The 24,140-nt window shown below is 70.2% G+C and carries 21 protein-coding genes, 1 tRNA gene and 1 other RNA gene; 15 read left to right on the top strand and 8 right to left on the bottom strand.

The window, feature by feature from the left end; all coding sequences use genetic code 11:
* The first annotated feature begins 57 nt into the window (after positions 1-57).
* From AB0K08_RS01635 to catA, 5 genes are all read left to right on the top strand, one after another.
* Positions 58-195 carry a hypothetical protein gene (locus tag AB0K08_RS01635; RefSeq protein WP_363350991.1) on the top strand — a complete coding sequence of 46 codons (138 nt, stop codon included), beginning with the start codon at positions 58-60 and terminating at the stop codon, positions 193-195.
* A gap of 110 nt (positions 196-305) precedes the next feature.
* Positions 306-1,967, top strand: a complete 1,662-nt coding sequence (locus AB0K08_RS01630; RefSeq protein ID WP_363350989.1) for an AMP-binding protein — start codon at positions 306-308, stop codon at positions 1,965-1,967.
* Between the two features lie 164 nt (positions 1,968-2,131).
* Positions 2,132-2,947: an alpha/beta fold hydrolase gene (locus AB0K08_RS01625; RefSeq protein WP_363350987.1), complete on the top strand. Its 816-nt coding sequence runs from the start codon at positions 2,132-2,134 to the stop codon at positions 2,945-2,947.
* A gap of 292 nt (positions 2,948-3,239) precedes the next feature.
* Complete coding sequence (locus AB0K08_RS01620; protein ID WP_363350985.1) at positions 3,240-4,817, top strand: ATP-binding protein; 1,578 nt, start codon at positions 3,240-3,242, stop codon at positions 4,815-4,817.
* Positions 4,818-4,893: 76 nt separating this feature from the next.
* Positions 4,894-5,766 carry a catechol 1,2-dioxygenase gene (gene catA, locus AB0K08_RS01615; protein WP_363350983.1) on the top strand — a complete coding sequence of 291 codons (873 nt, stop codon included), beginning with the start codon at positions 4,894-4,896 and terminating at the stop codon, positions 5,764-5,766.
* A 101-nt stretch (positions 5,767-5,867) separates the two neighbouring features.
* Here the strand turns inward: catA and AB0K08_RS01610 are convergent, their stop codons facing one another.
* From AB0K08_RS01610 to AB0K08_RS01600, 3 genes are all read right to left on the bottom strand, one after another.
* Positions 5,868-7,469: a fatty acyl-CoA synthetase gene (locus AB0K08_RS01610; protein WP_363350981.1), complete on the bottom strand. Its 1,602-nt coding sequence runs from the start codon at positions 7,467-7,469 to the stop codon at positions 5,868-5,870.
* Positions 7,470-7,540: 71 nt separating this feature from the next.
* Positions 7,541-8,698: an acetyl-CoA C-acetyltransferase gene (locus AB0K08_RS01605; RefSeq protein ID WP_363350979.1), complete on the bottom strand. Its 1,158-nt coding sequence runs from the start codon at positions 8,696-8,698 to the stop codon at positions 7,541-7,543.
* A gap of 139 nt (positions 8,699-8,837) precedes the next feature.
* A complete protein-coding gene (locus tag AB0K08_RS01600) occupies positions 8,838-9,059 on the bottom strand; it encodes a hypothetical protein (RefSeq protein ID WP_363350977.1) in 222 nt (73 codons plus the stop codon).
* 160 nt (positions 9,060-9,219) lie between these two features.
* Between AB0K08_RS01600 and AB0K08_RS01595 the strand changes: the two genes are divergently transcribed.
* Positions 9,220-9,636, top strand: a complete 417-nt coding sequence (locus tag AB0K08_RS01595) for a VOC family protein (protein ID WP_363350975.1) — start codon at positions 9,220-9,222, stop codon at positions 9,634-9,636.
* 154 nt (positions 9,637-9,790) lie between these two features.
* Here the strand turns inward: AB0K08_RS01595 and AB0K08_RS01590 are convergent.
* Positions 9,791-9,875: transfer RNA gene (locus AB0K08_RS01590), tRNA-Ser, on the bottom strand.
* Between the two features lie 265 nt (positions 9,876-10,140).
* Complete coding sequence (locus AB0K08_RS01585; RefSeq protein ID WP_363350973.1) at positions 10,141-10,617, bottom strand: hypothetical protein; 477 nt, start codon at positions 10,615-10,617, stop codon at positions 10,141-10,143.
* A gap of 125 nt (positions 10,618-10,742) precedes the next feature.
* Here AB0K08_RS01585 and ffs point away from each other — a divergent pair.
* From ffs to recR, 4 genes are all read left to right on the top strand, one after another.
* Positions 10,743-10,839: signal recognition particle sRNA small type (gene ffs / locus AB0K08_RS01580), an RNA gene on the top strand.
* A 54-nt stretch (positions 10,840-10,893) separates the two neighbouring features.
* Positions 10,894-11,970: a tRNA glutamyl-Q(34) synthetase GluQRS gene (gluQRS, locus tag AB0K08_RS01575; protein ID WP_363350971.1), complete on the top strand. Its 1,077-nt coding sequence runs from the start codon at positions 10,894-10,896 to the stop codon at positions 11,968-11,970.
* On the top strand, positions 11,967-15,131 hold the full coding sequence (locus tag AB0K08_RS01570; protein ID WP_363350969.1) for a DNA polymerase III subunit gamma and tau: 3,165 nt from the start codon (positions 11,967-11,969) through the stop codon (positions 15,129-15,131). Before gluQRS ends, AB0K08_RS01570 begins: the two co-directional genes overlap by 4 nt.
* A gap of 88 nt (positions 15,132-15,219) precedes the next feature.
* A complete protein-coding gene (gene recR, locus AB0K08_RS01565; RefSeq protein ID WP_363350967.1) occupies positions 15,220-15,819 on the top strand; it encodes a recombination mediator RecR in 600 nt (199 codons plus the stop codon).
* Between the two features lie 2 nt (positions 15,820-15,821).
* Here the strand turns inward: recR and AB0K08_RS01560 are convergent, their stop codons facing one another.
* The gene (locus tag AB0K08_RS01560; protein ID WP_363350965.1) at positions 15,822-16,604 is read right to left on the bottom strand and encodes a GntR family transcriptional regulator; all 783 of its coding nucleotides are present in this window, start codon (positions 16,602-16,604) and stop codon (positions 15,822-15,824) included.
* Positions 16,605-16,856: 252 nt separating this feature from the next.
* Here AB0K08_RS01560 and ehuB point away from each other — a divergent pair, with 252 nt between their 5' ends.
* Genes ehuB through ehuA form a run of 4 tightly spaced genes read left to right on the top strand, consistent with a single transcriptional unit; the run spans position 16,857 to position 20,066 of the window.
* Positions 16,857-17,834: an ectoine/hydroxyectoine ABC transporter substrate-binding protein EhuB gene (gene ehuB, locus AB0K08_RS01555; RefSeq protein WP_363350963.1), complete on the top strand. Its 978-nt coding sequence runs from the start codon at positions 16,857-16,859 to the stop codon at positions 17,832-17,834.
* Between the two features lie 6 nt (positions 17,835-17,840).
* Complete coding sequence (locus AB0K08_RS01550) at positions 17,841-18,578, top strand: amino acid ABC transporter permease (RefSeq protein ID WP_363350961.1); 738 nt, start codon at positions 17,841-17,843, stop codon at positions 18,576-18,578.
* A complete protein-coding gene (gene ehuD, locus AB0K08_RS01545; RefSeq protein WP_363350959.1) occupies positions 18,578-19,240 on the top strand; it encodes an ectoine/hydroxyectoine ABC transporter permease subunit EhuD in 663 nt (220 codons plus the stop codon). Before AB0K08_RS01550 ends, ehuD begins: the two co-directional genes overlap by 1 nt.
* Positions 19,224-20,066, top strand: coding sequence for an ectoine/hydroxyectoine ABC transporter ATP-binding protein EhuA (ehuA, locus tag AB0K08_RS01540; protein WP_363350957.1), 843 nt, complete (start codon positions 19,224-19,226; stop codon positions 20,064-20,066). Before ehuD ends, ehuA begins: the two co-directional genes overlap by 17 nt.
* A 13-nt stretch (positions 20,067-20,079) precedes the next feature.
* Here ehuA and AB0K08_RS01535 read toward each other — a convergent pair whose 3' ends face one another.
* Together AB0K08_RS01535 and AB0K08_RS01530 are read right to left on the bottom strand one after the other, a co-directional pair.
* On the bottom strand, positions 20,080-21,255 hold the full coding sequence (locus tag AB0K08_RS01535) for an ABC transporter permease (protein ID WP_363350955.1): 1,176 nt from the start codon (positions 21,253-21,255) through the stop codon (positions 20,080-20,082).
* Positions 21,255-22,280, bottom strand: coding sequence for an ABC transporter ATP-binding protein (locus tag AB0K08_RS01530; protein WP_363350953.1), 1,026 nt, complete (start codon positions 22,278-22,280; stop codon positions 21,255-21,257). Before AB0K08_RS01530 ends, AB0K08_RS01535 begins: the two co-directional genes overlap by 1 nt.
* A 249-nt stretch (positions 22,281-22,529) precedes the next feature.
* Here AB0K08_RS01530 and AB0K08_RS01525 point away from each other — a divergent pair, with 249 nt between their 5' ends.
* Positions 22,530-23,816, top strand: a complete 1,287-nt coding sequence (locus AB0K08_RS01525; RefSeq protein ID WP_363350951.1) for an aspartate kinase — start codon at positions 22,530-22,532, stop codon at positions 23,814-23,816.
* The last annotated feature ends 324 nt before the right edge of the window (positions 23,817-24,140 follow it).

The raw sequence follows: 24,140 nt of genomic DNA, 5'->3' as shown, positions 1-24,140 counted from the left end.
GTCGTGGTGACTGTGGCCGGAGTGGTCGTGGCCGGAGTGCTCATCGAGGCGCACCCCGTGTTGCTCTCCGTGATGCTCGTGATGCTCGTGATGCTCGTGATGCTCGTGATGCTCGTGATGCTCGTGATGCTCGTGATGGTGGTCGTAGCTCAACATCGTTCCCTTCGTCGCCCCCGCCCTCCACGATACCCCTAGGGGGTATCTATGGCCAGGCGCGAGCGAGACTGGACCGGTTAGCGGCCAGTAACTAGACTCACTCTCGGCCACCCGATGTGACCCGGATCACCACCGCTGACAGGAGTCCCATGACCACCCAGCCGACCAGCACCCCCACCGGCCCCCACCCCACCGCGCCGTCCCACGACCGCGGCGAGACCACCACCCCCCTGCTGGAGGAGACCATCGGCACCAACCTGGCCCGCACCGTCGCGGCCTTCGGCGAGCGCGAGGCGCTCGTGGACGTGCCCACCGGGAGGCGCTGGACCTACGCGGGGTTCGCGGCCGACGTCGACCGTCTGGCCACCGGGCTGCTCGAGGCGGGCCTGGCACCGGGCGACCGGCTCGGGATCTGGGCGCCGAACATGGCCGAGTGGACGCTGACGCAGTACGCCACCGCGCGGATCGGCGTCATCCTGGTGACCATCAACCCGGCCTACCGCACGGAGGAGCTGCAGTACGTGCTCAATCAGTCCGGCGTCCACACGGTGGTGGCCGCGAGCGCCTTCAAGTCCAGTGACTACGTGGCCATGCTGGACTCCGTCCGCTACGAGTGCCCGGAGCTGCACGACGTGGTGATCATCGGCAGCGGCGCCTGGGAGGCGCTGGCGGGCACGGCGGCGGATGCGGACCGGCTGGACCGGGTGGCCGCGGGGCTGCACCCGGAGGATCCGATCAACATCCAGTACACCTCCGGCACCACCGGCTTCCCCAAGGGGGCCACGCTGAGCCACCGGAACATCCTCAACAACGGCTTCTTCGTGGGCGAGCGGGTGGGCTACACGGAGACGGACCGCGTGTGCATCCCCGTGCCCTTCTACCACTGCTTCGGCATGGTCATGGGCAATCTGGCCTGCACCTCCCACGGCGCCGCCATGGTCATCCCGGCCCAGGGCTTCGGACCGGCCGAGACGCTGCATGCCGTGGCCACCGAGCGCTGCACCTCGCTCTACGGGGTGCCCACCATGTTCATCGCCGAGCTCGGCCTGCCCGACTTCGAGTCCTACGACCTGTCCACCCTGCGCACCGGCATCATGGCCGGCTCCCCCTGCCCCGAGCACGTGATGCGCCAGGTCATCGAGCAGATGAACATGTCAGACGTGTCCATCTGTTACGGCATGACAGAGACGTCCCCGGTCTCGCTGCAGACGGCGACGTCGGACAGTCTCGACCAGCGAGTCAGTACCGTCGGGCGCGTGGGGCCCCACCTTGAGGTCAGGATCGTGGACCCCGGCACGGGCGAGGTCACCCCCCGCGGGGAGGCCGGGGAGCTGCAGACCCTGGGCTACTCGGTGATGACGGGCTACTGGAACGACCCGGACAAGACGGCCGAGGCCATCGACGCCGAAGGTTGGATGCACACCGGGGACATCGGCGTGATGGACGCGGCCGGCTACGTGCAGATCACCGGGCGGATCAAGGACATGGTGATCCGCGGCGGGGAGAACATCTACCCGCGCGAGATCGAGGAGTTCCTCTACACCCACCCGGACATCGTGGACGCGCAGGTGGTGGGGGTGCCGGACCAGCGATACGGCGAGGAGCTGGTGGCGTGGATCCGCCTGCGCGAGGGGGCCGAGGCGCCGACCGCCGAGTCCCTCAGGGAGTTCTGCGCCGGGAAGATCGCCCACTACAAGGTGCCCCGCTACGTGCGCGTGATCGACGAGTTCCCCATGACCGTCACCGGCAAGGTCCGCAAGGTGGACCTGCGCGCCCAGGCGGTGGACCTGCTGGCCGGAGGCTCCCGCTGAACAGACCTCGAACCTCCCATCGCGTCGGTCGCGCCCTGCAGACATGCTGATGTCCTCGCGGAGCACGTGGCACCTCAAACCGCAGGTCGAAAGGTGACCCGAAACCCGTAGATTGGGGGCCGTACGGGGCATCTTTCGACCTGCAGTTGCCAAGGGGGTTGCGCATGGACCAGCAGACCATCCACGCGCGGGACGGGTTCCCGCTCGCGGTGCAGGTCGGCGGATCGCCAGGAGCACCGGAGGACAGGCCGGCGCTGTTGCTGTTGCCCGGCCAGGCGAACTCGCACCGCTGGTGGGACCGCGTCCGCGGCGGCTACGAGGAGTCCTTCCGCACCGTGACGTTCGACTACCGCGGCACCGGAGGCAGCCGCGGGGAGCTGGGCGATTGGACCACGGGTCTGTTCGCGGCGGACGCCATCGAGGTCCTGGACCACCTCGGCCTCCACTCCGCGGCCGTGTTCGGCACCTCCATGGGCGGCCGGGTGGCGCAGTTGCTGGCCGCGCATCACCCCGGACGGATCTCCGCACTGGTGCTGGGCTGCACCTCCCCCGGCGGCGAACATGCCGTCGAGCGCAAGGCCGAGACCCGGCGGTGGCTGGCCCGCGGCAGCCGCGAGGAGCAGCAGGCCAAACTGCACGAACTCTTCTACACCCCGGACTGGCCCGGGACGCCCGCCCAGAGCACCCTGCTCGGCGATCCCACCATGAGCCCCCGCGAGCAGGTGGGGCACCGCCGGGCCAGCGACCGCCACGACGCCTGGGACGCCCTGCCCGGCATCGCCGCGCCCACCCTGGTGCTGCACGGCACCGACGATCTGATGGTCCCCACCGAGAACGCGACCCTGATCGCGGACCGGATCCCCGAGGCGCGGCTGCGCCTCTACCCGGGCGGGCGCCACGGGTTCTTCGAGGAGTTGGAGGACCAGGTGACGCCGGAGATCCTGGGGTTCCTGGCCGACGTCGTACCCCCGGTTTCCTGAACCCCTGACTGAACCCGCCGGAACCCCCGCCCCCATCCGTCACGGTCCATCACTTTGAGGGCAAAGCTAACCGAATCACCCTGCCCCCACGGCCCAACTCGGAGGGCCTGAGTCTGAATCAAGAGGGTTTAGGTATTTTTTTCTTCAAGAACCGGGCGTTAGGCTGACCCCAATGCGCCGGAGTGACCCACGGCATAGTCGCCGGGCCGCTCCGACAGGCCTTGCGGCGGACCGACAGTGTGCCACCGCCGCGCCACCACAGTGAAGCCACCACAGTGAAGGAGTCCAGCGGATGTTCATCGCCCCCACGGAGGTCGTCCTCGCCACTGGGTCCGCGGACCTGCAGGCGGCGCGGACCCAGGCCTCCTCGTGGCGATCCCGCGAGATGGGCATCCAGGACCGGTACCTCAGCGATGCCGCCCTGGCGGACCTCGCCGCCGCCGCCGAGTCCGTCCAGGACACCGGCTTCGCCCGCGCCGTGATGGCCGTCCAGGCCGCCCGCGCCGGCCGGTTCGCCCCCATCCCGGACATCAAGTCCGCCGTGGAGCTGTTCCGCGAGTTCCTCAAGGACGGGCTCCTCGACGGCTGGCTCTACGTGCAGGAGCCGGACGGCTACCTGCACCCCTACCTCGTCATGGACATCACCATGGACCACGGCGACCGCACCCACCCACCGCGCGTCAAGCTGACCATGGAGGCGGACAACCCCACCGTCAAGCGCCCCTCCCGCGCCCCGCGGCTGCTGCAGTTCGACGAGACCGAACTGGTGGGCAAGACGCCCGCGGACGTGCTGACCGCGCATCGGGCGTTCAAGGAGACCGAGACGCTGCGCGCCGAGTACCAGGTGCGCCGCGAGGCCTTCCAGGACCTGATCGACCACGACTTCGGCCAGCAGTTCCTCTTCACCGGCCGCGCCATGCGCACCGAGGACTACCGCTCCGCCCCGGACCGCACGAACCGCAAGGTGGTCCACGATGTGGCCCCGGACGAGCGGGCCCCGCTGCGCATGGTCGCCTCCTCCGTGCTCTTCGAGGGCCAGGAGACCGGCGCCGTCCCCGTGGTCACCGCCGTGCGCGTGTTCGACCTCGCCGCCCAGGACTACCTGGACGTGAACACGGCCGACCTCACCCGCTACGAGTACAACCCGGGGCTGAAGGACAAGCTGGTGCTGCCGGACGACCAGCGCGAGCTGCTGGACATCCTCACCTCGGACATCTCCGTGTTCACGGGGGACATCATCGAGGGCAAGTCCTCCGGCAACGTGATCCTGGCCCGCGGCCGCCCCGGCGTCGGCAAGACGCTGACCGCAGAGGTGTACGCCGAGGTCATCGGCCGCCCGCTGTACTCCATCCACACCGGCTCCCTGGGCATCACGGCCGAGCTGGTGCGCAAGAACCTCGAGGAGATCTTCGTCCAGGCCAAGCGCTGGGACGCGGTGCTGCTGCTGGACGAGGCGGATGTCTTCGTCCTGGAGCGCGGGTTCGAACTGCACCAGAACGCGATCGTCGCGGAGTTCCTGCGCACCCTCGAGTACTACGACGGCCTGCTGTTCCTCACCACGAACCGGATCGACGAGGTGGACGGGGCCATCCTGGCCCGCTGCGCCGCCGTGATCGACTACCTCCCCCCGGAACCGGCGGCCGCACGCCAGATCTGGCAAACCTTCGCCGCCGGGCACAGGATCGCCTTGTCGGATGAATTGCTGGACCAGCTGGTGGACGGGTTCCCGGACATCACACCGCGGGACATCAAGATGCTGCTGCGGCTGGGCCTGCGCATGGCCGCCCACCGGGGGACGGACCCGGACCTGGACGTCTTCGCCGCGGCAGCCCGGTTCCGTGGACTGCAGTTCATCCCGACCGCGCCGTAGGCCCCACCCGCCGTACGGACCACAACTTCACCTCCGCATACCGCACACCGCACACCCCCATCAGGAAGCAGGAACCATGACTCAGGACAGCTACCACCAGGAGACCGTTGCCCGCGCCGCCGATTCCGGGGCCAACGCCTCGGCCCGGTTCAGCGAGCGCATGGCCTCCCAGCACGCCGGCGGCGTGGTCGACGTCGAGCGCGTCAACCTCCTGGCCAGCCGTGCCGTGAAGGCACTGAACGACATCGTGCTCGAGGAGAAGGTCAGCTACGAGGAGTACAACGCCTTCAAGGCCTGGCTGATCAAGGTCGGCGCGGACGGCGAATGGCCGCTGTTCCTGGACGTCTGGCTCGAGCACTCCGTGGAGGAGGTCGCCAACGCGGACATGGAGGGCTCCAAGGGCACCATCGAAGGCCCCTACTACCTCGAGGGCTCCCCCGAGGTCGCGTGGAACGGCACCATCCCGATGCGCGAGGACGAGCCGGGCACCCCGTTCCTCTTCCACGGGCAGGTCCGCGCGGTGGACGGTGCCCCGTTGCCCGGCGCCACGCTGGAACTGTGGCACGCCGATGACCTCGGCTTCTACTCCCAGTTCGCCCCCGGCCTGCCCGAGTGGAACCTGCGCGCGACCTGGGTGGCCAATGAGGAGGGCCGCTTCGAGATCAACACGGTCCGCCCCGCGCCCTACCAGATCCCCACCGACGGCGCCTGCGGGCAGCTGATCGAGGCCGCCGGCTGGCACGCCTGGCGCCCGGCGCACATGCACTTCAAGGTGCACGCCCCGGGCCACCGCAAGCTGACCGCGCAGCTCTACTTCCCGGGCGATCCGCACAACGAGGATGACATCGCCTCGGCCGTGAAGCCGGAGCTCATGCTGGATCCGAAGCCGAACCCGGCCGGCGAGGGCGAGATCACCGAGTACGACTTCGTGCTCGATCCGGAGCGGTGAGCCTGACCCCCACCCCCCTCTAGGACTTTGAGGGCAATCCCACCGGTGGGATTGCCCTCAAAGTCTGTTCTGGGGGCTGTGCGCCGGGTATCGGGCCCGGCTCAGCTCCGCTCCGCCCGCAGCTGGCGCTTGAGCAGCTTGCCGGACTGGTTGCGGGGCAGCTCCGCCACGAAGTCCACGCGCTTGGGCACCTTGAAGTCCGCGATCCGGCCCTTCACGTGGGCGCGCACGGTCTCTGCCGTCAACTCCGCGCCCTCCTTGAGCACCACCACGGCCGTCACCGCCTCGATCCAGCGCTCGTCCGGCAGCCCCACCACGGCGACCTCGGCCACCTCGTCGAGCTCGTAGATGCAGTCCTCCACCTCGCGCGGGGCCACGAGCACGCCGCCGGAGTTGATGACGTCCTTGATGCGGTCCACGATCTGCAGGTAGCCCTGCGCGTCACGGGTGGCCTGGTCCCCGGACTTGAACCAGCCGTCCTGGAACGCCTCGGCGGTGGCCTCCGGCTTGTTCCAGTAGCCGCTCATCAGCTGCGGGGACCGGTACTGGATCTCCCCGGGCTCCCCCGGTTCGGCCAGCGCCCCCTCGGCGGTGACGAGACGGGCCTGCACGGACAGCAGCGGCCTGCCGCAGGAGGCCGGCCGGGCATGGTGCTCCTCGGGGCGCAGCACGGTGCACAGCGGCGCCATCTCGGACTGGCCGAAGCAGTTGTAGAAGCCGATCCCCGGGTACCGCTCGCGCAAGCGGGCCAGCACGGTCACCGGCATGATCGAGGCGCCGTACTGGGCCTTGACCAGCGAGGACAGGTCCCGGGTCTCCAGGTCCGGGTGGTTGGACAGCGGCACCCAGACCGTCGGTGCCAGGAACAGGGAGCCGATGTGCTCGGCCTCCACGAGCCGCAGCGCCTCCGGCACGTCGGGCTTGGGCAGCAGCCGGACGGTGGCGCCGAGGGACAGGTACGGCATCAGGAACACGTGCATCGCCGCCGAGTGGTAGAGCGGCATGCAGACCAGCGGCCGGTCCTCCTCCGTCAGGTCCAGCGCGACGATCGTGGCCCCGTACTCCGCGATCAGCGCCCGGTGGGACATCATCGCGCCCTTCGGCGCGGACGTGGTACCGGAGGTGTAGAGCAACTGGGCCAGGTCCTCGTCGGCCACCGGCAGCTGCGGCGCGGTGTCCGGGGCCTGCTCGTCCAGCGCCGTGGTGAGCAGCGCGGCGGTTCCGGACGCTGGGAGCCGCGCGCCGCCGTCGTGCCCCTCCGCCTGGCCCTCCAGGAAAGGCCACACCTGCCCGACGCCGGCCGCTCGCCCCTGGTCTCGGACCTCGCCGATGCGCGGCAACAGGGCCGGGTCCGCCACGAGCAGCTCGGCGCCGGAGTCCTCCAGCAGGTAGGCCAGCTCGTCCCCCTTGAGCGCGAAATTGACCGGGACGTGCACGTACCCGGCGGTGGCGCAGGCCAGGAACAGGATCACGTAGGCGTCCGAGTTCAGCCCGTAGGCGGCCACCCGGGCCCCGTCCGCCAGCCCCGCGCCCCGGAGCCGGTGGGCCACCCGGTGCACGGCCCGTTCCAGCTCCGCGTACGTCCACTCGCGGTCCTCGAAGCGCAGCGCGGTGTTCGGCCCGTTGCGGGAGGCCGTGCGGGCGAGCAGGGCACCGAGGGTGTTGGCCCCGGCCTGGGCGATGGTGGCGTCCGTGGTGTTCATGGGAAGTCCTTCCGTGCAGTACGGGCACTTTGAGGGCGATCCCCACCGGTGGGGATTGCCCTCAAAGTGGATCAGAGGCGTTCGATGATGGTGACGTTGGCCTGGCCGCCGCCCTCGCACATGGTCTGCAGGCCGTAGCGGCCGCCGGTGCGCTCCAGCTCGTGGAGCAGGGAGGTCATCAGCCGGGCGCCGGTGGCCCCGATCGGGTGGCCCAGGGCGATCGCCCCGCCGTTGACGTTGACCTTGGCCGGGTCCGCGCCGGTCTCCTTCAACCAGGCGAGCACGACGGCGGCGAAGGCCTCGTTGATCTCGATCACGTCGATCTGATCCAGGCTCATCCCCGCCTTATGCAGGGCATACTTCGTGGCCGGGATCGGGGCGGAGAGCATCATCACCGGGTCCGCCCCGCGGGCCGAGAGGTGATGGATGCGGGCCCGCGGGGTCAGCCCGTGCCGTTCCACCGCGGCCGGTGAGGCGATCAGCAGGGCCGCCGCCCCGTCGGACATCTGGGAGGCCGAGGCCGCCGTGTGCGCCCCACCGGGCAGGATCGGGTCCAGGGAGCGGATCTTGTCCAGGTCCGGCTCGCGCGGGCCCTCATCGGCGGTGACGGACTCCGCACCGGGGACCGGGATGATCTCCCGCTCGAAGCGGCCGGCGGCCCGGGCGGCCAGCGCCCGCTGCTGGCTGGTGACCGCGAACTCCTCCAGCTCGTCCCGGCTGAAGCCCCACCGCTGGACCATCAGCTCCACCCCGCGGAACTGGGAGATCTCCTGATCCCCATAGCGCTCGGCCCAGGAGGCGGACCCGGTGAACGGGTCCTCGAAGCCCAACTCGCGGGCGGCCTGGTTGGAGTAGGACAGCGGGATGGCGGACATCGACTGCACCCCGCCGGCGATGACGAGATCACTGGTACCGGACATGACGGCCTGCGCCGCGTAGTGGATGGCCTGCTGGCCGGAACCGCACTGGCGCTCCACCGTGGTGCCCGGCACCGACTCGGAACCGCCGGCCGCCAGCCACGCGCTGCGGGCGATGTCCATGGCCTGCGGCCCCACCTGGTCGATGCAGCCCAGGATCACCTCGTCGTAGAGCTCCGTGTCCACACCCGCCCGGGCGATGATCTCCCGGATCGGGGCCGCCGCCAGGTCCAGGGGATGGACCTGGGACAGGCCCTTGCCACGGCGCCCCACCGGGGTGCGGACGGCATCGACGATATAGGCCTCGGCCATGGGTGGTCCTCTCAATTGCTGCTGAAGATCGTCAGAACGAACTGGTCAGTAGCATTCCCCACGGGCCGGAGCGTTGTCCAGAGCACCCCGAGTCGCGACCAAACCACCACCCCGGAGGCCCTGCTCGGGCGAGAACTGCCTACCTGTAGGCGATGGTGAAGGCGTACCGGTCGACCGTCCTGGAGAAGACGGCCAAGTGGCAATCCTGGCCGCCGCCATAGATGGTCTTCCCCTCGCTCTGCAGCCTTTCCATCGCGTTGAATCGTGCCGACGAGCAGTTGTAGAGCTCCTTGTACCCCTCCTCGGAGTAGTACTGGTAGTTGCCACCTATCGCAGACGCCGGAGTAGCGGCGAGCAACATACCCGCTCCGACGGCAGCGGCCGCCAAGCCCGCGGTGATGGTCTTGGAGTGACCTGATCAGAGCCGTCCCCTCGGCGTTCAGCGGTTGTCCGGTCACCCGCCAGGGCCGCACCATGGTCCGGTGCCGGAATCCCGGCGTCCCCCACTCAGGAGTCTTCCGATGACCGCTTCGTCCGCCTTCCGAGGACTGGCCCAGGTCAACATCCCCGCCGACGATGTCGCAGCGGCCAGGGACTGGTACGCCCGGGCCCTCGGCGTGCCGCCGTACTTCCAGCAACCCGACGCCGAGGCCCCTGCCTACGTGGAGTTCCGCCTGGGCGACCACGCGGATGAACTCGGCATCATCGACCGCCGCTACCTGCCGCCCGGACACTCGGGGGACGCCAGCGGGGTGATCGCGCGGTGGCACGTGGACGACCTGCCCGGGACGGTCTCGTTCCTGACCGGCCTCGGCGCCACGGAGCACGAGCCGGTCACGCCCCGGGGCGACGAGGGTTTCGTGACGGCCTCCGTGGTGGACCCGTTCGGCAACGTCCTCGGGCTGATCCACAGCCCCCACTACCTGGACCAGCTCTGACCCGCCGGACCCGTCGCCCACCCGCTGCTCGTGAGCTCGCACTGTCCGTGACGTTTCGCAGTCATCATGACTGCGAAGCGTCACGATGAGTGCGTCGGGGGATGCCAAAAAGGCCCCCGACCAGGTCTTCCCCGGTCAGGGGCCTTCTCTCGTGCGGAGGATGGGGGATTTGAACCCCCGAGGGCGTTAACCCAACACGCGTTCCAGGCGTGCGCCATAGGCCGCTAGGCGAATCCTCCTGACGTGCTCCCGATTCGGCCACCCGGGGCGACCGACGCAAGAGCGAGATTCATCCTACCCGACCGGTGCCCCCGGGGACCAATCGAGCAGTTCGGGCCTCACCCTCCATCTCCGGATCAGACCTCGGAGCCGGCCTCATGCGTGGCATTCCGGGTGCGGGCGAAGGATTGCGCGGGCCGGATCGCGGTCTCCACCAGGTAGTCGTCCACGGCGGCCCAGTGTTCCTATGAGGTCATGTCCCCAACGTAGGCGTGGGGCTGCCGCTCAGCCGGCGGTGCCGGCCGTCCTCTTCCAGCGGCGGGCGCGGATGAAGGACCGCACGCCCAGCACCACGTAGACCACGAGCACCACGAAGGTCACGGTGCTGGCGATGACGGCGGCGGGACGCTCGGCCTCTCCGGCGAACAGCTCCCCCAACTGCAGGACGTTCATGAACGTGCCCGCGATGCCGAGCAGGGCCAGCACCAGTCCGGCGTGGACACCGATCTTGGGGCTCTTCAGGCCGATCAGCCCGCCGACGAGGATCAGCGCCCCGAGGATGGCCGGGATGAGCGCCGTCCAGCTGGCGGCCCCGGACGTGAAGTAGGCGATCACCCCGACGATCACAAGCAGGGCCCCGACGCCGATGGTGATCCCGGGCATGGCGCTGGGAGGGCCGGTCACGGGCGCGGCCGAACCGGCCGTGCCAGCCGCGCCGGCGGAAGAGGCTGCGGCGGATCGATGGGTGGGGTCGTGGGACATGGTGGCGTCCTCCTTGTAGTCGGCTTGTCGTCGGCATAGTCGGCACTGCCTTGCATGTTCTTCTACACATCGTAGAAGAAATGCGATCGGGCCGCGTACCCCCACCTTCCGGTGATACGATGGACGACGGCCCCTCACGTGGTGTCATCTCGCTGAACTCCCCCAGGACCGGAAGGTAGCAAGGGTAAGTGGGCTCTGGCAGGTGCGTGGGGGGTCTTTAATTTTCCCCACCACTTCTCCACACCGTCCCCGACCGCCCCACCGTCCGGAGGTCCCGTGCCCGCTGGCCGCTACGCCCCCAGCCCGTCCGGCACCCTGCACCTGGGCAACCTGCGTACCGCCATCGTGGCCTGGCTCTTCGCCCGCCACTCGGGCCGTGACTTCCTGCTGCGCCTCGAGGACCTGGACCGGGTCCGCGCCGGGGCCGAGGCAGAACAGCTCGCCGACCTGGCGGCGATCGGCATCACGTGGGACGCCGCACCCGTGCGCCAGTCCGAGCGCCTCCACCTCTACGAGGACGCGCTCACCGCGCTCGGCGGACTGGACTCCGCAGCCGAGGACGGGCTCATCTACGAGTGCTTCTGCTCCCGCAAGGACATCGCCGAAGCCACCAGCGCACCCCACCACGCGCCCACCGCATCCCCCCAGCAGGGCAGCACCCTCGTGCCGCCCGGGTCCTATCCCGGCACCTGCCGCAACCTCTCCGGGGCCGAACGAGAGCGCCGCCGCGCCGCCCGTCCCGCCGCCCTGCGGATCAACGCGGCCCGCGCGGCCGGACTGCCGGAGGGCCAGGCGCCGGTCCACCGCGTGACGGACCGACTGAGCGGGACGGTCCGGGCCGGCGTCGACGATTTCGTGCTGCGCCGCAACGACGGAGCCTATGCGTACAACCTGGCGGTGGTGGTGGACGACCTGGCGCAGGGGGTGGACCAGGTGGTCCGCGGGGACGACCTGCTCTCCTCCACCCCGCGGCAGGACTGGCTGGCCCGGCTGCTGTGCGATCGCACCGGCCGGCAGCCGCCACAGACCGAGTACGCGCACGTCCCCCTGGTCCTCAATGCCGCCGGGCAGCGGCTGGCCAAGCGGGACGGTGCCGTCACGCTGGCGGATCTGGCAGCCGCAGCCGGGCCGTCATCCGGCCCGGTCGACCACGCCGGCGTGCCCCGCGGCGGCTGGACCCCGGAGCGGGTGCGGGACCTGCTGCTGGACTCGCTCGGGCTGCCGGCCGGCTCCCTGGACGGAGCCCTGGAGCACTTCGCCCCGGACGCCGTGCCGGAGTCGCCCTGGACTCCTCCACAGACCGTGATCGGGCCTGCAGAGACCCCCGAAGAGAAGATAAGGTTCCATAGGTGACTACCGCCCTGTACCGCCGCTACCGTCCCGACTCCTTCGAGGACATCATCGGCCAGGAGCATGTCACCGTGCCGCTGATGACCGCCCTGTCCAAGGACCGGGTGAACCACGCCTACCTGTTCTCGGGGCCGCGCGGCTGCGGCAAGACCACCTCGGCCCGCGTCCTGGCTCGCTGCCTGAACTGCGCCGAGGGCCCCACCGGCCACCCCTGCGGGGTGTGCGAGTCCTGCCAGGAGCTGGCCACCGGCGGCTCGGGCGCCCTGGACGTCATCGAGATCGACGCGGCCTCCCACGGCGGCGTGGACGACGCCCGTGACCTGCGCGAGCGCGCCACCTTCGCCCCCGTGCGGGACCGCTACAAGATCTTCATCATCGACGAGGCCCACATGGTCACCTCGGCGGGCTTCAACGCGCTGCTGAAGATCGTGGAGGAGCCCCCGCCGCACATCAAGTTCATCTTCGCCACCACGGAACCGGACAAGGTGATCGGGACCATCCGCTCCCGCACCCACCACTACCCGTTCCGCCTGGTCCCGCCCGAGCCGCTGATGGAGTACCTGGAGCGGCTGTGCGTGCAGGAGAACATGGACGTGGAGCCGGGCGTGCTGTCCCTGGTGATCCGCTCCGGCGGCGGCTCCGTGCGGGACACCCTCTCCGTGCTGGACCAGCTGATGGCCGGGGCCGCCGAGGGCGCCATCAGTTACGAGCTGGCCGTGAACCTGCTCGGCTACACCCCGGATGCCCTGCTGAATGACGTGGTGGACGCCGTGGCCGCCGCCGACTCCCAGACCGTGTTCCGGGTGGTGGACCGCGTGGTGCAGTCCGGCCAGGATCCGCGCCGCTTCGTGGAGGACCTGCTGGAGCGCTTCCGGGACCTGATCATCGTCAAGGCCATGCCCGAGTCCGCCTCCGCCGTGCTGCACGGCATGCCCGAGGACCAGGTCCGCCGCCTCGAGGCCCAGTCCGCCCAGCTCGGCCACGGCGAGATCTCCCGCGCCGCGGACATCACCAACCAGGCCCTGACCGAGATGGTGGGGGCCACCAGTCCCCGCCTGCACCTCGAGCTGCTGATGGCCCGCCTGATGCTGCCCACCACGGACTCCACCGAGCGCGGCCTGGCCGCCCGGCTGGACCGGATCGAGCGCCGGCTCGCCTACGGCGGCTCCCCGGAATCCCCTGAGACCCCCACCCCGCACGACGCCGGCCCGGCCGGTTCCGCAGGCCCGTCCCGTCCCGCCGGGGCCGAGGGCGGACGTCCGGCCCCCGGCGAGCACCCGGCGCAGTCGCAGACGCAGGGAGGGGCGGCTGCGCCCCAGGGTGCTGCCGCGGCCGCCGGGCTGTCCGGGGCCGCGCTGGCCCGGGCCGCCATGAAGCGCGGGGAGAGTGCCGGTCAGCCGGTCGAGCCCTCAGTGGAACAGGCCGCCGGCCACAGCCCGGGGCAGGCCGGGGGCCAAGGCGCCGGTCAGGCCGGTGGCCAGACCGCCGCACCGGCCGCTTCGGAGGTCGTGCCGCAGCCACCCTCGGCAGCGCCCTCACCCGACCATGGCGGCTGGGGCCCCGCCGCCGCGGACAGGAGCCAGCCTGAGCCCACCGCCTCCTCGCGCCCGGAACCCGCGCAGGGTCGACCCGATCAGCAGGAGGCGGCACAGCGTCCGGAGCCCCCGCAGGAAGCGACACGTCCGGAGCCCGCACCGCCGGCGGGCTCGCCCCAGGGCGGCGGCGCCTCCCAGGTGGAGATGATCCGCCGGGCATGGCCCGAGATCCTGGCATACCTGGAGGAGCACTCGCGGCTCGTCTGGATGCTCGTCTCGCAGAACGCCTCCGTTGCGGGCTTCGACGGCCAGCTGTTGACCATCGGCTTCTCCGGCGACGGTCCCCGGGACACGGTGCAGCGCCGCGGCGGGGACCAGGTCATCGCCGCGGCCGTCCACTCGGTCCTCGGGATCCAGCCTCAGCTGGACCTCATCACCGGGGGGTCCGCGCCCGCGGGTGGTCCCGGCCCAAAAGCTGAGGGCCGCCCCAGCCCGGCGGCCCCCCAACCGGTAGCACCGCCGGCGGAAGCCCCGCGCCCGAACCCCACAGGGCCCAGCGCTCCCGCGCCAAGCGCCCCCGAGTCCAGCGTCCCGCAGCCGAGCGCCCCGGTGCCAAGCACCCCGGAGCCGAACGTCCTTGCACCGGAGGATCGCCGCCCCGAGCCCGCGGCCCCGCAGCCGAGCGCCCCTGAGCACGATCCGGCTGCCACCGAAGCGTCCATCCCGGCCCCGGCCGAGGTGATGGCGGGGTCGACCATCGACGAGCCGGCCGCCGAGTCCGTCCGCGCCGAATCGGTCCCCGCGGAGAACCAGGCTGCGGACGAAGTCGCCGATGAGCCCGCCGTACCCGCTGAGCCACGGCGGCCTGAGGTGCCGGAGGCCCCGGAGGACCTTTCGGCCGAAGGCATCCCCGTCTCCGACTGGGGGGGCCCGGCCGGCTCGTACCTGGACGACGACGTCCCCCCGCCCTACGACGACGAGGAACCCGAGCCCGAGGACTACGGGGGCTACGCCCGCCAGTGGGGCGAGGAACCCGGCCCGTCCACCCCGGTGAATCCCGCACCGGCTGCGTCCACCATTCCCCGGCCGGAACCCGGTCAAGCTCCGATCCCCCGGCCCGCACCCGGTCATGCTCCGATCCCCCGGCCGGAGCCGGGACTGGGCGGCATCCCGTCGTTCGCCAAGCCGGAGGCGGAGATGCGGGCCGACCGCACCGCCGCCGTCCACGGGTCGTCCGCCAGCACGCCCGCGGAGCCACCCGTCAGCGCGCCGGGTGATGCTGCCACCCCCACCGCAGACACCCCACACCAGCGGCGGGCGAGCCGGTTCCAGCAGATGATGGAGCAGTACAACCAGTCTCAGGCCTCGACTGGCGGCTCCTCCGCCACGGCGGGGGCACGCCTCGGCGCACCCGGCGCGCCCGGGGTGACGGGGCCGTCGTCGGGCCCCTCCACCGGCGGTGCGGACGGGGCGGCGGGGTCCGGGTCCGTAAGCTGGGGTGACGAGGTTCCCAGCGAGGACGACATCACCATCGAGGAATCCGGCATCGCCGGGCGCAAGGTGGTGGAGCGGCTGCTGGGCGGGCGCTTCATCGAGGAACGGATGCTGGACGGCAGCCCCCTGTCCTGAGCGGTCCTGAGCGCCCGCCCGCCCTCCGGCGGAAACCGTATCCTCTGGCCCACGGGCCGGACCAGCAACGCAGAAAGTGGTCGGTAGCGTGTACGAAGGTGCAGTCCAGGACCTGATCGACGAACTCGGGCGGCTGCCCGGGATCGGGCCGAAGTCCGCCCAGCGCATCGCCTTCCACATCCTGGAGGCAGACGCCGAGGACATGCTCCGGCTGGCCGAGGCGATCAGGACCGTCAAGGACAAGGTCAAACTCTGCTCGATCTGCTTCAACATCTCCGAGCAGGAGACCTGCTCCATCTGCCGCGACGAGCGGCGCGACCGCACCCAGGTGTGCGTGGTCGAGGAGTCCAAGGACGTCATGGCGATCGAACGGACCCGCACGTTCCGCGGCCGGTATCACGTGCTCGGCGGCTCCATCAATCCCATTGCGGGCATCGGACCTGATCAGCTGCACATCCGCGAACTCCTGACGCGACTCCAGGATGCGAGCATCGAAGAGGTCATCCTCGCCACGGACCCGAACCTGGAGGGCGAGGCCACGGCCACGTACCTGTCCCGGATGCTCGGCTCCACGGGGCTGACGGTCACCCGGCTGGCCTCTGGACTGCCGGTCGGCGGAGACCTGGAGTACGCCGACGAGGTCACGCTCGGCCGGGCATTCGAGGGCCGGCGCAACGTGGCCGGCTGATGTCAGGGCAGGCGGTTGAAGGAGAAGTGTGAGCCCTCGGCCGTGCCCATGACCGTGCTGAAGGGCTCCTCCAACCGGCCCAGCAGGCGGTCCACAGTCTGTTGGAAATGTCCGGCGAGGGTCTGCTCGGCCCCCGGCCCGTCACCGTCGGAGATCTGGCGCATCAGCGTGCGGTGGACGTCCAGGATGTCCGTGCGCACCACGTAGCCGTCACGGTGGGACAGGGCCGCCAGGCGGGTCTGGACGATCAGCGTGGAGGCCATGCCGGTCATCCGCAGGTTGCCGGTGGCCTCCACCAGCCCGAAGTGCAGGTCCAGGTCCGCGTCACCGATCCGGCGGGCGTCCGTGCCGTCCTCCAGCGCCGACTGCAGGGAGGAGAACAACTCGCGGGCGGCGGAGACGTGCCGCTCCCGGGCCGTCGGCTCGAGACCTGCCAGCTTCCGCACGGCCGTCCCCTCGATGGCCAGCCGCGCCTCGTAGAGCTCCTCCACCTGGTCCGCACCCACGGTCACCACGCGCAAACCGGCCCCGGGCCGGGCCACGAGCAGCCCCTCCTGGACCAGACGTTGGGCGGATTCGCGCAGGGGGCCGCGGCTCACCCCGAGCTGGGAGGCCACCTCCGCCTCACGCACCGAGGATCCCGGAAGCAGGGTGCCGCTGTAGATCGCGTTGCGCAGTTCCACGGCGATGAGGTCCACCGTGGAGGGCCGGCGCACCATGTTGACCAGCGGCCTGGTGACCGGACCGTTCCGGCGGGGGGCATCCCGGTCCCGGGTCTCGTTCATGGGGGCGGTTCCTTTCGACGCAACCACGATCATTCCACGCGGCAGACCATGCAACGGACCATGATCCTTCCACGTGAATCGTTATATTGTCGACATTCTTCAGGTCGACGTTCCGATGGTGGGCCGATTCACATTCTGCTAGCGTCTGGCTGAAGCTGTCCGCACCGCACTGTGATTCACGCACCGTCCATCGCATCTCCGGCCTCCCCCGCGGGCAGCCCCCGGGAGGTCCGGCCAGCTGAGGAGCACGCCATGACCATCCAGCACCTGAACCACGCGGCACCCCCGGTCGCCCGCCACCGCCGCTCGCGGCGCCTGCTGCAGGGGGCCGGCCTGCTGGCCGCGTCCGCCCTGATGCTCACGGCCTGCGGCGGCGGCGATGCCGGGTCCGAGGACAGCCCGGAGGGCGGCGAGGGCACCACCGCCGCTGCCGGCAACACCCTGGAACGCCTCCAGGAGGAGGGCACCATCACCGTCGGCATCGCCGGCGAGGTCCCCTACTCCTACCTCGAGGGCGGTGAGCCCGCCGGGGCCACCGTGGCCATGCACGAGAAGATCTTCGGGGACATGGGCATCGACAACGTCGAGGCCGAACTCGTCGAGTGGAACTCCCTGATCCCGGGTCTGAACGCCGGCCGCTTCGACGCCGTCTCCGCGGGGATGTCCATCCTCCCGGACCGCTGCGCCCAGGCCGCGTTCTCCGATCCGGAGATCATGTACACCACCACCCTGATGGTCGCCGAGGGCAACCCGATGAACCTGACCGACCTGGACTCGGTCAAGGAGAAGATGGACTCCGGCGAGAACGTGAACCTGGCCGTGCTGGCCGGCGGCATCGAGGCCGGCTACGCCGAGTCCCTCGGCCTGGACGTCCAGTCCGTCCCGGACGCCCAGACCGGCATGGACACCGTGGCCAACGGCCGCGCGGATGCCTTCGCCATGACCGCCATCTCGCTGAACACCCTGGCCGAGGAGAACCCGGACGCCGGCGTGGAGACCACCGACGCCTTCGTCCAGGTGATCGACGGCGTGGAGCAGATCGGCGCCGGCGGCACCGTGTTCCGCCAGGACGACACGGACCTGCTGGAGGCCTACAACGAGGCCCTGGCCTCCGTGACCGAGTCCGAGGACACCTACCTGGAGGTCGTGGGCGACTACGGCTTCACGGCGGAGAACCTGCCCCCGGAGGACCTGACCACCGAGCAGCTCTGCGCGGGCGACCTGGGCTGATAGACCGTGCTTGAGAACCTTCAGGCCACAGCCGAGGCCTGGCCGTTCCTGGTCCAGGGGCTGTGGGTGACCATCCAGCTCACGGTCATGGGTTCGGCACTGGCACTCGTCCTGGCACTGATCCTCGGGCTGATGGCCGGGGCCCCCAACAAGGCCCTGGCCATCCCCGGCCGGATCATCATCGAATTCTTCCGCGGGACCTCCCTGGTGGTCCAGCTGTTCTTCATCTTCTTCGTGCTGCCCCAGTTCGGGGTCGAGCTGCCCGGCATGTTCGTGGGCGTGCTGGCGCTGGGCCTGAACTACGGGGCGTACTGTGCAGAGGTCGTGCGCGGGTCCATCGCCTCCGTGCCGAAGGGCCAGTGGGAGGCCACCACGGCCCTGTCCATGTCCCCCGTGCACCGGATGCGCCGCGTGATCTTCCCGCAGGCCTGGGCCCTGATGATCCCGTCCCTGGCCAGCCTGCTGGTCCACCTGCTCAAGGGCACCGCGATCGTCAGCGTCATCCTGCTGCGTGACTTCACCTTCTACCTGGACCAGCTCACGCGGGCCACGAACACCTTCTGGTCGTACGCCGCCGTCGGGCTGGTGGGCTACTTCATCCTGGCCCTGATCCTGACGCTGTTCATGAACGCCCTGGAGGCCCGCGCCAAGCACCGTCTCGGCCGCGGCCCCTCCCTGCGTGAGATCCTCTCACCCACTCCCACGAACAAGGATGCGCTGTCCACGGCAGGAGGTGGGATCTGATGGAGAACCAACGCTCCCTCTGGGACTGGGACCTGGCCTTCCGCGCCCTCCCGGACGTCCTCGAGGGCTTCCTCACCGTCACCCTGCTGGTGACCGTCCTGTCCACCCTGATCGCGGCCGCCCTGGGCCTGGTGTGGGCCATCATCATCCGCATGGCGCCACAGCCGATCTCCGGGATCGTCAAGTGGATCGTCAGCTTCATCCGGATGACGCCGATCGTGGTGCAGCTGCTGTTCGCCTACTACACGTTCCTGATGTTCGATGCGATCACCATCGGCATCGTGGTGTTCGGCATCCACTACTCCACCTATATGTCCGAGGTGTACCGCGCCGGGATCGACGCGGTCCCGAAGGGCCAATGGGAGGCCACCACGGCACTGTCCATGTCCGCGCGGCGCACCTGGACCGCCGTCGTGATCCCCCAGGCCCTGCGGGCCACCGTGCCAGCCCTGGGCAACTACGCGATCTCCATGTTCAAGGACACCCCGTTCCTGCTGGTGATCGGCGTGGTGGAGATGGTCAACGCCGCCCAGATCTTCGGTGGCAACAACTTCCGCTACGTGGAGGCCATCACCCTGGCCGGCGTCATCTTCCTGCTGGCCAGCTACCCCACCTCCGTCCTCATCCGCCGATTGGAGAAGCGCCTTGCCTACGCCTACTGACCCCGCCGCCACCACCCCCGGTGCGCCGGCCGGGGGCACCGCACCCCTCATCGAGTTCCGGGACGTGGAGAAGCGCTTCGGTGACAACGTGGTGCTCAAGGACCTGCACTTCCACGTGAACAAGGGCGAGCGCGTCACCCTCATCGGCCCCTCGGGCTCCGGCAAGACCACCATCCTGCGGCTGGTCATGACCCTCGAGGAGGCCACCGACGGGATCATCCTGATCGACGGCCAGCCACTGACCCACCGGCTGGAGGGCGGCAAGCGTGTGCGCCTGTCGAACAAGGAGATCAAGAAGACCCGCACCCGGATCGGGATGGTCTTCCAGCAGTTCAACCTGTTCCCGAACATGACGGTCATCGAGAACATCATCGAGTCCCCCGTCCACGTGCTGGGCCAGTCCAAGGCCGAGGCCAAGGCGAAGGCGATGGACCTGTTGAAGAAGGTGGGGCTGTCCGACAAGGCCGACGCGCACCCCTCCTCCCTCTCCGGCGGCCAGCAGCAGCGCGTGGCGATCGCGCGCGCCCTGGCGATGGACCCGGAGATCCTGCTGCTGGACGAGGTGACCTCCGCCCTGGACCCGGAGATCGTGGACGAGGTCCTGGGGATCCTGCGGAACATCGCGGACACCACGGACATCACCATGCTGATCGTCACCCACGAGATGCAGTTCGCCCGGGACGTCTCGGACCGGGTGCTGATGTTCGACGGCGGCTCGATCGTGGAGGACTCCGACCCCCACACGATGTTCACGGCCCCCACGCACGACCGCACCAAGAAATTCCTGCGGGCCGTACTCGGCGAGGGGCAGATCGGCACCCGCTGACGACGGCGGCCGGTCAGGCCACGCGGGTCCCCCGCGGCAGGCGGGCGGCGGGGGCCACCAGGCGGGCCCGGCCCCAGGCGAACAGGGCACCGGCCACCACCAGCTGGATGCCCAGCCCGAGCGGCCACACCGGGGTGCCGTCGTGGGCGGCCACCTCCGCCTGGTCCGTCAGCTCGCCGTGGGCGCATTCCACGTTCATCTCCGGCGGGCGCTGCAGGAACCGCACGCCGGTGGAGACCGACGTCATGACCCCGTCCGGGGACCACGTCGCCGGGTCGTCCGGATCATAGGGCGGCTTCTCCGGCTGCGGCACGGCGTCAGCCACCACCACGAAGGGGTTCGCGGCCAGCATCCAGTATGTGGACCGCGCGTCCAGGGTCTCCGTGGGCATCATCGGACCGGTGCAGCGCACGGGCGTCCAGTCGATGGACTCGTAGCCGGTCTCCTCGTCGAAGCCGGGCAGCTCGTCCGGGTAGACGGCGCGGTTGGCGGGCACGGAGGTCACGGCCAGCGGCGCGGTCAGCCCGAAGGCGATCAGCGTGCCCAGGGAGAACAGGGCCACCAGCAGGTAGGTCACCACCACGGCGAACAGGGTCCGGGCCACGATCGCGGAGACCGCGGTGCCGATGGCGCAGACCACCCCGAGCTCCACCGCCACCATCAGCACGAAGACCACCAGTCCCGGCACATCCAGCCCGCCCAGCACCACGGCCAGGATGATGTACGGCAGGGCCGCCACCAGGAATCCGAGCGAGGCGATCCAGGACGCCAGCCACTTCCCGGCCAGCAGCTGCCCCGGGGTGGCCAGCGTGATCTGGACGATCGCCAGGGTGCCTCCGGCCCGGTCCCCGCTGACGGTGCTCGCGGACATCGCCGGGGCCACCAGCAGGCCGAAGAACAGCACGAAGCCGACCACGGCCTCGAACACGAACCGGCCCGGCCCGAAGAACAGGTCCTCACCGGCCAGGGTGTTGAAGCTGGCCACCGCGCCCCAGGTGACCAGGCCGATGACCACGAACCAGACGGCCAGCATGATGTACCAGCTGCGCGTGCGCAGGCGTTGGCGCAGCTCCATCTGGATGATGTTCCCGAGGGCGGCGCGCCAGCCCAGGCGCTGCGCCGGCCCCGCCCGGCCCGGCTCCGGAGGCAGCGGCGACCCCGGCCGGTCCGGTGACTGCGTCATGGTCATCACTGCACTCCCCCTTCGTGGGCCTGTCCGGAGGGTTCGCGGTCCACCGAGCGCATCCGGTCCAGCTCCAGATAGGTCGTCTCCAGGCGCGAGGCCCCGGGTGTGAAGGACAGCACGCGGACCCCGGCCCCCACGAGTGTGGCCAGCATGTCGGCGGCCTCCGCGGCCGAGGCCACCTCCACGCTGAGCGAGTCCTGGCGGCGCCCGGCGGACCGGTACGCGATCGAGTAGTGCTCCAGCGCCGCCCGCAGCTCCGCCACGTCCAGCGCGGTGATCAGGTAGCGGCCGCCGGCGGAACCGTCCCGGCTGAGGTCTTCGATCCGGACGGTGGCCCCCTCCTGGATGAAGACGGCCAGGTCCGCCATCTCGTCGAGTTCGGAGAGCACGTGGGAGGAGACGAGGATGGTCTTGCCGGCGGCGGCCATCTGCTTCAGGTCGTCCCGCAGGCGGATCCGGGACCCGGGGTCGAGCCCGGAGGCGGGCTCGTCCAGCAACAGCACCTGCGGGTCATGGATGAGGGCGCGTGCCAGGGAGAGCCGCTGCTGCTGCCCGCGGGAGAGCACCCGGGCCGGCTGGTCCGCCAGGGTGGCCAGCTCCTGCCACTCCAGCAGTTGGCCCGCCCGGGAACGCACCGCATCCCGGTCCATCCCGTAGAACCGGCCCATCGTCACGAGGATCTCGCGGGCCGTCAGCGATTCCCACACCCCGAGGGTGTCCGGCATCCACCCGGTGTTTCGTCGCACGGCGCCCGGATCCACCACCGGGTCGGCACCGGCGATGGTGACGGAGCCGGCGTCGGGCTTCAGCAGGGAGGCCAGCACCAGCATCAGGGTGGTCTTGCCCGAGCCGTTGGGGCCCACCAGGGCCGTGATGGCCCCGGCCGGGGCCGTCAGGTCCACGCCCTGCAGGGCGTGCACCGCACCGAAGCTGCGCGTCACCGACGTCACGGTGATGCCCGCGCCCCCCGGGTCCGGGGCAGGAACCGGGACCTCACTGGCGGGGACGGTGCCGGTATCTGCGCTCATGGGTACATAGTGCGGCACGGCACCGGCGGCGGCAAGCATCCAGCCCGAGCCACGCCGCACGCACGCCGCACCCCGCGTTTTCAGGGCAATCCACAGCGGTGGGGATCGCCACGAAAACGCGGGAGCGTTACCGTTCCGTGACCTAACGGGTCATGCGAGGGGGCTGAGTGCCGGCTCCCCCTAGACTGAACACCAACCCTTTGCCAGGCCGCCACAGTGCGGTACGCCCATTCACTCTGAGGTCCTTGCATGAGTCTGATCGTCCAGAAGTACGGCGGGTCATCCGTCGCCGATGCCGAAGGGATCCTGCGCGTGGCCCAACGCGTGGTCGAGACCCAGCAGGCTGGCCACCAGGTGGTGGTGGTGGTCTCCGCGATGGGGGACACCACCGATGAGCTCCTGGACCTCTCCGAACAGATCAACGGCGAGCCCCCCGCCCGGGAGATGGACATCCTGCTCTCCGCGGGCGAGCGCATCTCCATGTCCCTGCTGGCCATGGGCATCCACTCCCAGGGCGCCACCGCCCAGTCCTTCACGGGCTCCCAGGCCGGCATGTTCACGGACAGCCTGCACGGGGACGCCCGCATCATCGACGTCTCCCCGGACCGGGTGAAGGAGGCCGTGGACGCCGGGGACATCGCGATCGTGGCCGGCTTCCAGGGCATGAGCCGCGAGTCCCGGGACATCACCACCATGGGCCGCGGCGGCTCGGACACCACGGCCGTGGCGCTGGCCGCCGCCCTGAACGCGGACGTCTGCGAGATCTACTCGGACGTGGACGGTGTCTACACCGCGGACCCCCGCGTGGTGGCCTCCGCCCGGAAGATCGACGAGATCACGTCCGAGGACATGCTGGAGATGGCCGCGGCCGGCTCCAAGATCCTGCACCTGCGCTGCGTGGAGTACGCCCGCCGCTTCGGCGTGCCGCTGCATGTGCGCTCCTCCTTCTCCCACAACGAGGGCACCTGGGTGCGCCCCAATCCTGAAGAAACCATCACCATCGAGGAAGGCGAACCCATGGAACAGCCGATCGTCTCAGGCGTTGCCCACGACCGCTCCGAGGCCAAGGTCACCGTCTACGGCGTCCCGGACTTCCCGGGCAAGGCCGCCGAGGTGTTCAACGTGGTCGCCGGCGCCGGCGTGAACATCGACATGATCGTGCAGAACGTCCCCCGCGTGGAGACCGGGCGCACAGACATCTCCTTCACCCTGCCGATCACGGACGGCAAGACGGCCATGGAGGCCCTCGAGGCCGCGCGGGAGGAGATCGGCTTCGAGGAGGCCCTCCTGAACCCGCACGTCGGCAAGCTCTCCGTCATCGGTGGCGGCATGCGCTCCAACCCGGGCGTCTCCGCCACGTTCTTCGAGGCCTTGAAGCAGGCCGGCGTGAACATCGAGATGATCACCACCTCGGAGATCCGCATCTCCATCATCACGCGTGAGGACATGCTGGACACCGCCGTGCGCGCCGTGCACCAGGCCTTCGGGCTCGACGCAGACGAGGACGCCGTCGTCCACGGGGGTACCGGCCGGTAAGCTCGGCTGCCCTCCCGGTCGTAGGACCGGACACACCACCAGGCCGACGACGGCCGGTCACCTCCCGCGGGAAGGTGACCGGCCGTCGTCGTTCTGTCTGGGTGTTGCCTCTCATGCATTTTGAGGGCAATCCCTACCGGTGGGGATAGTCCTCACAGCGGGGAGGTCAAGGGGCGGAGTCCGGCGGGGCCAGCTTGAGGTTCCGGGACAGGATCAGTGTGGTCCGACACCGCTGCGTGGTCTGGCACCACGGCGGAGGCCTCGCCCCGGAACGGATCCGGGACGGGGCCTCCTGCACTGCCCGCGGGGGCGGTGTGGAACGGT

The sequence above is a fragment of the Citricoccus sp. NPDC055426 genome, assembly GCF_040677445.1.
In the GTDB taxonomy this organism is placed as follows: Bacteria; Actinomycetota; Actinomycetes; order Actinomycetales; family Micrococcaceae; genus Citricoccus.
Note: the sequence above shows the minus strand (reverse complement) of the source record. Positions and strands in the feature narration are given on the sequence as shown.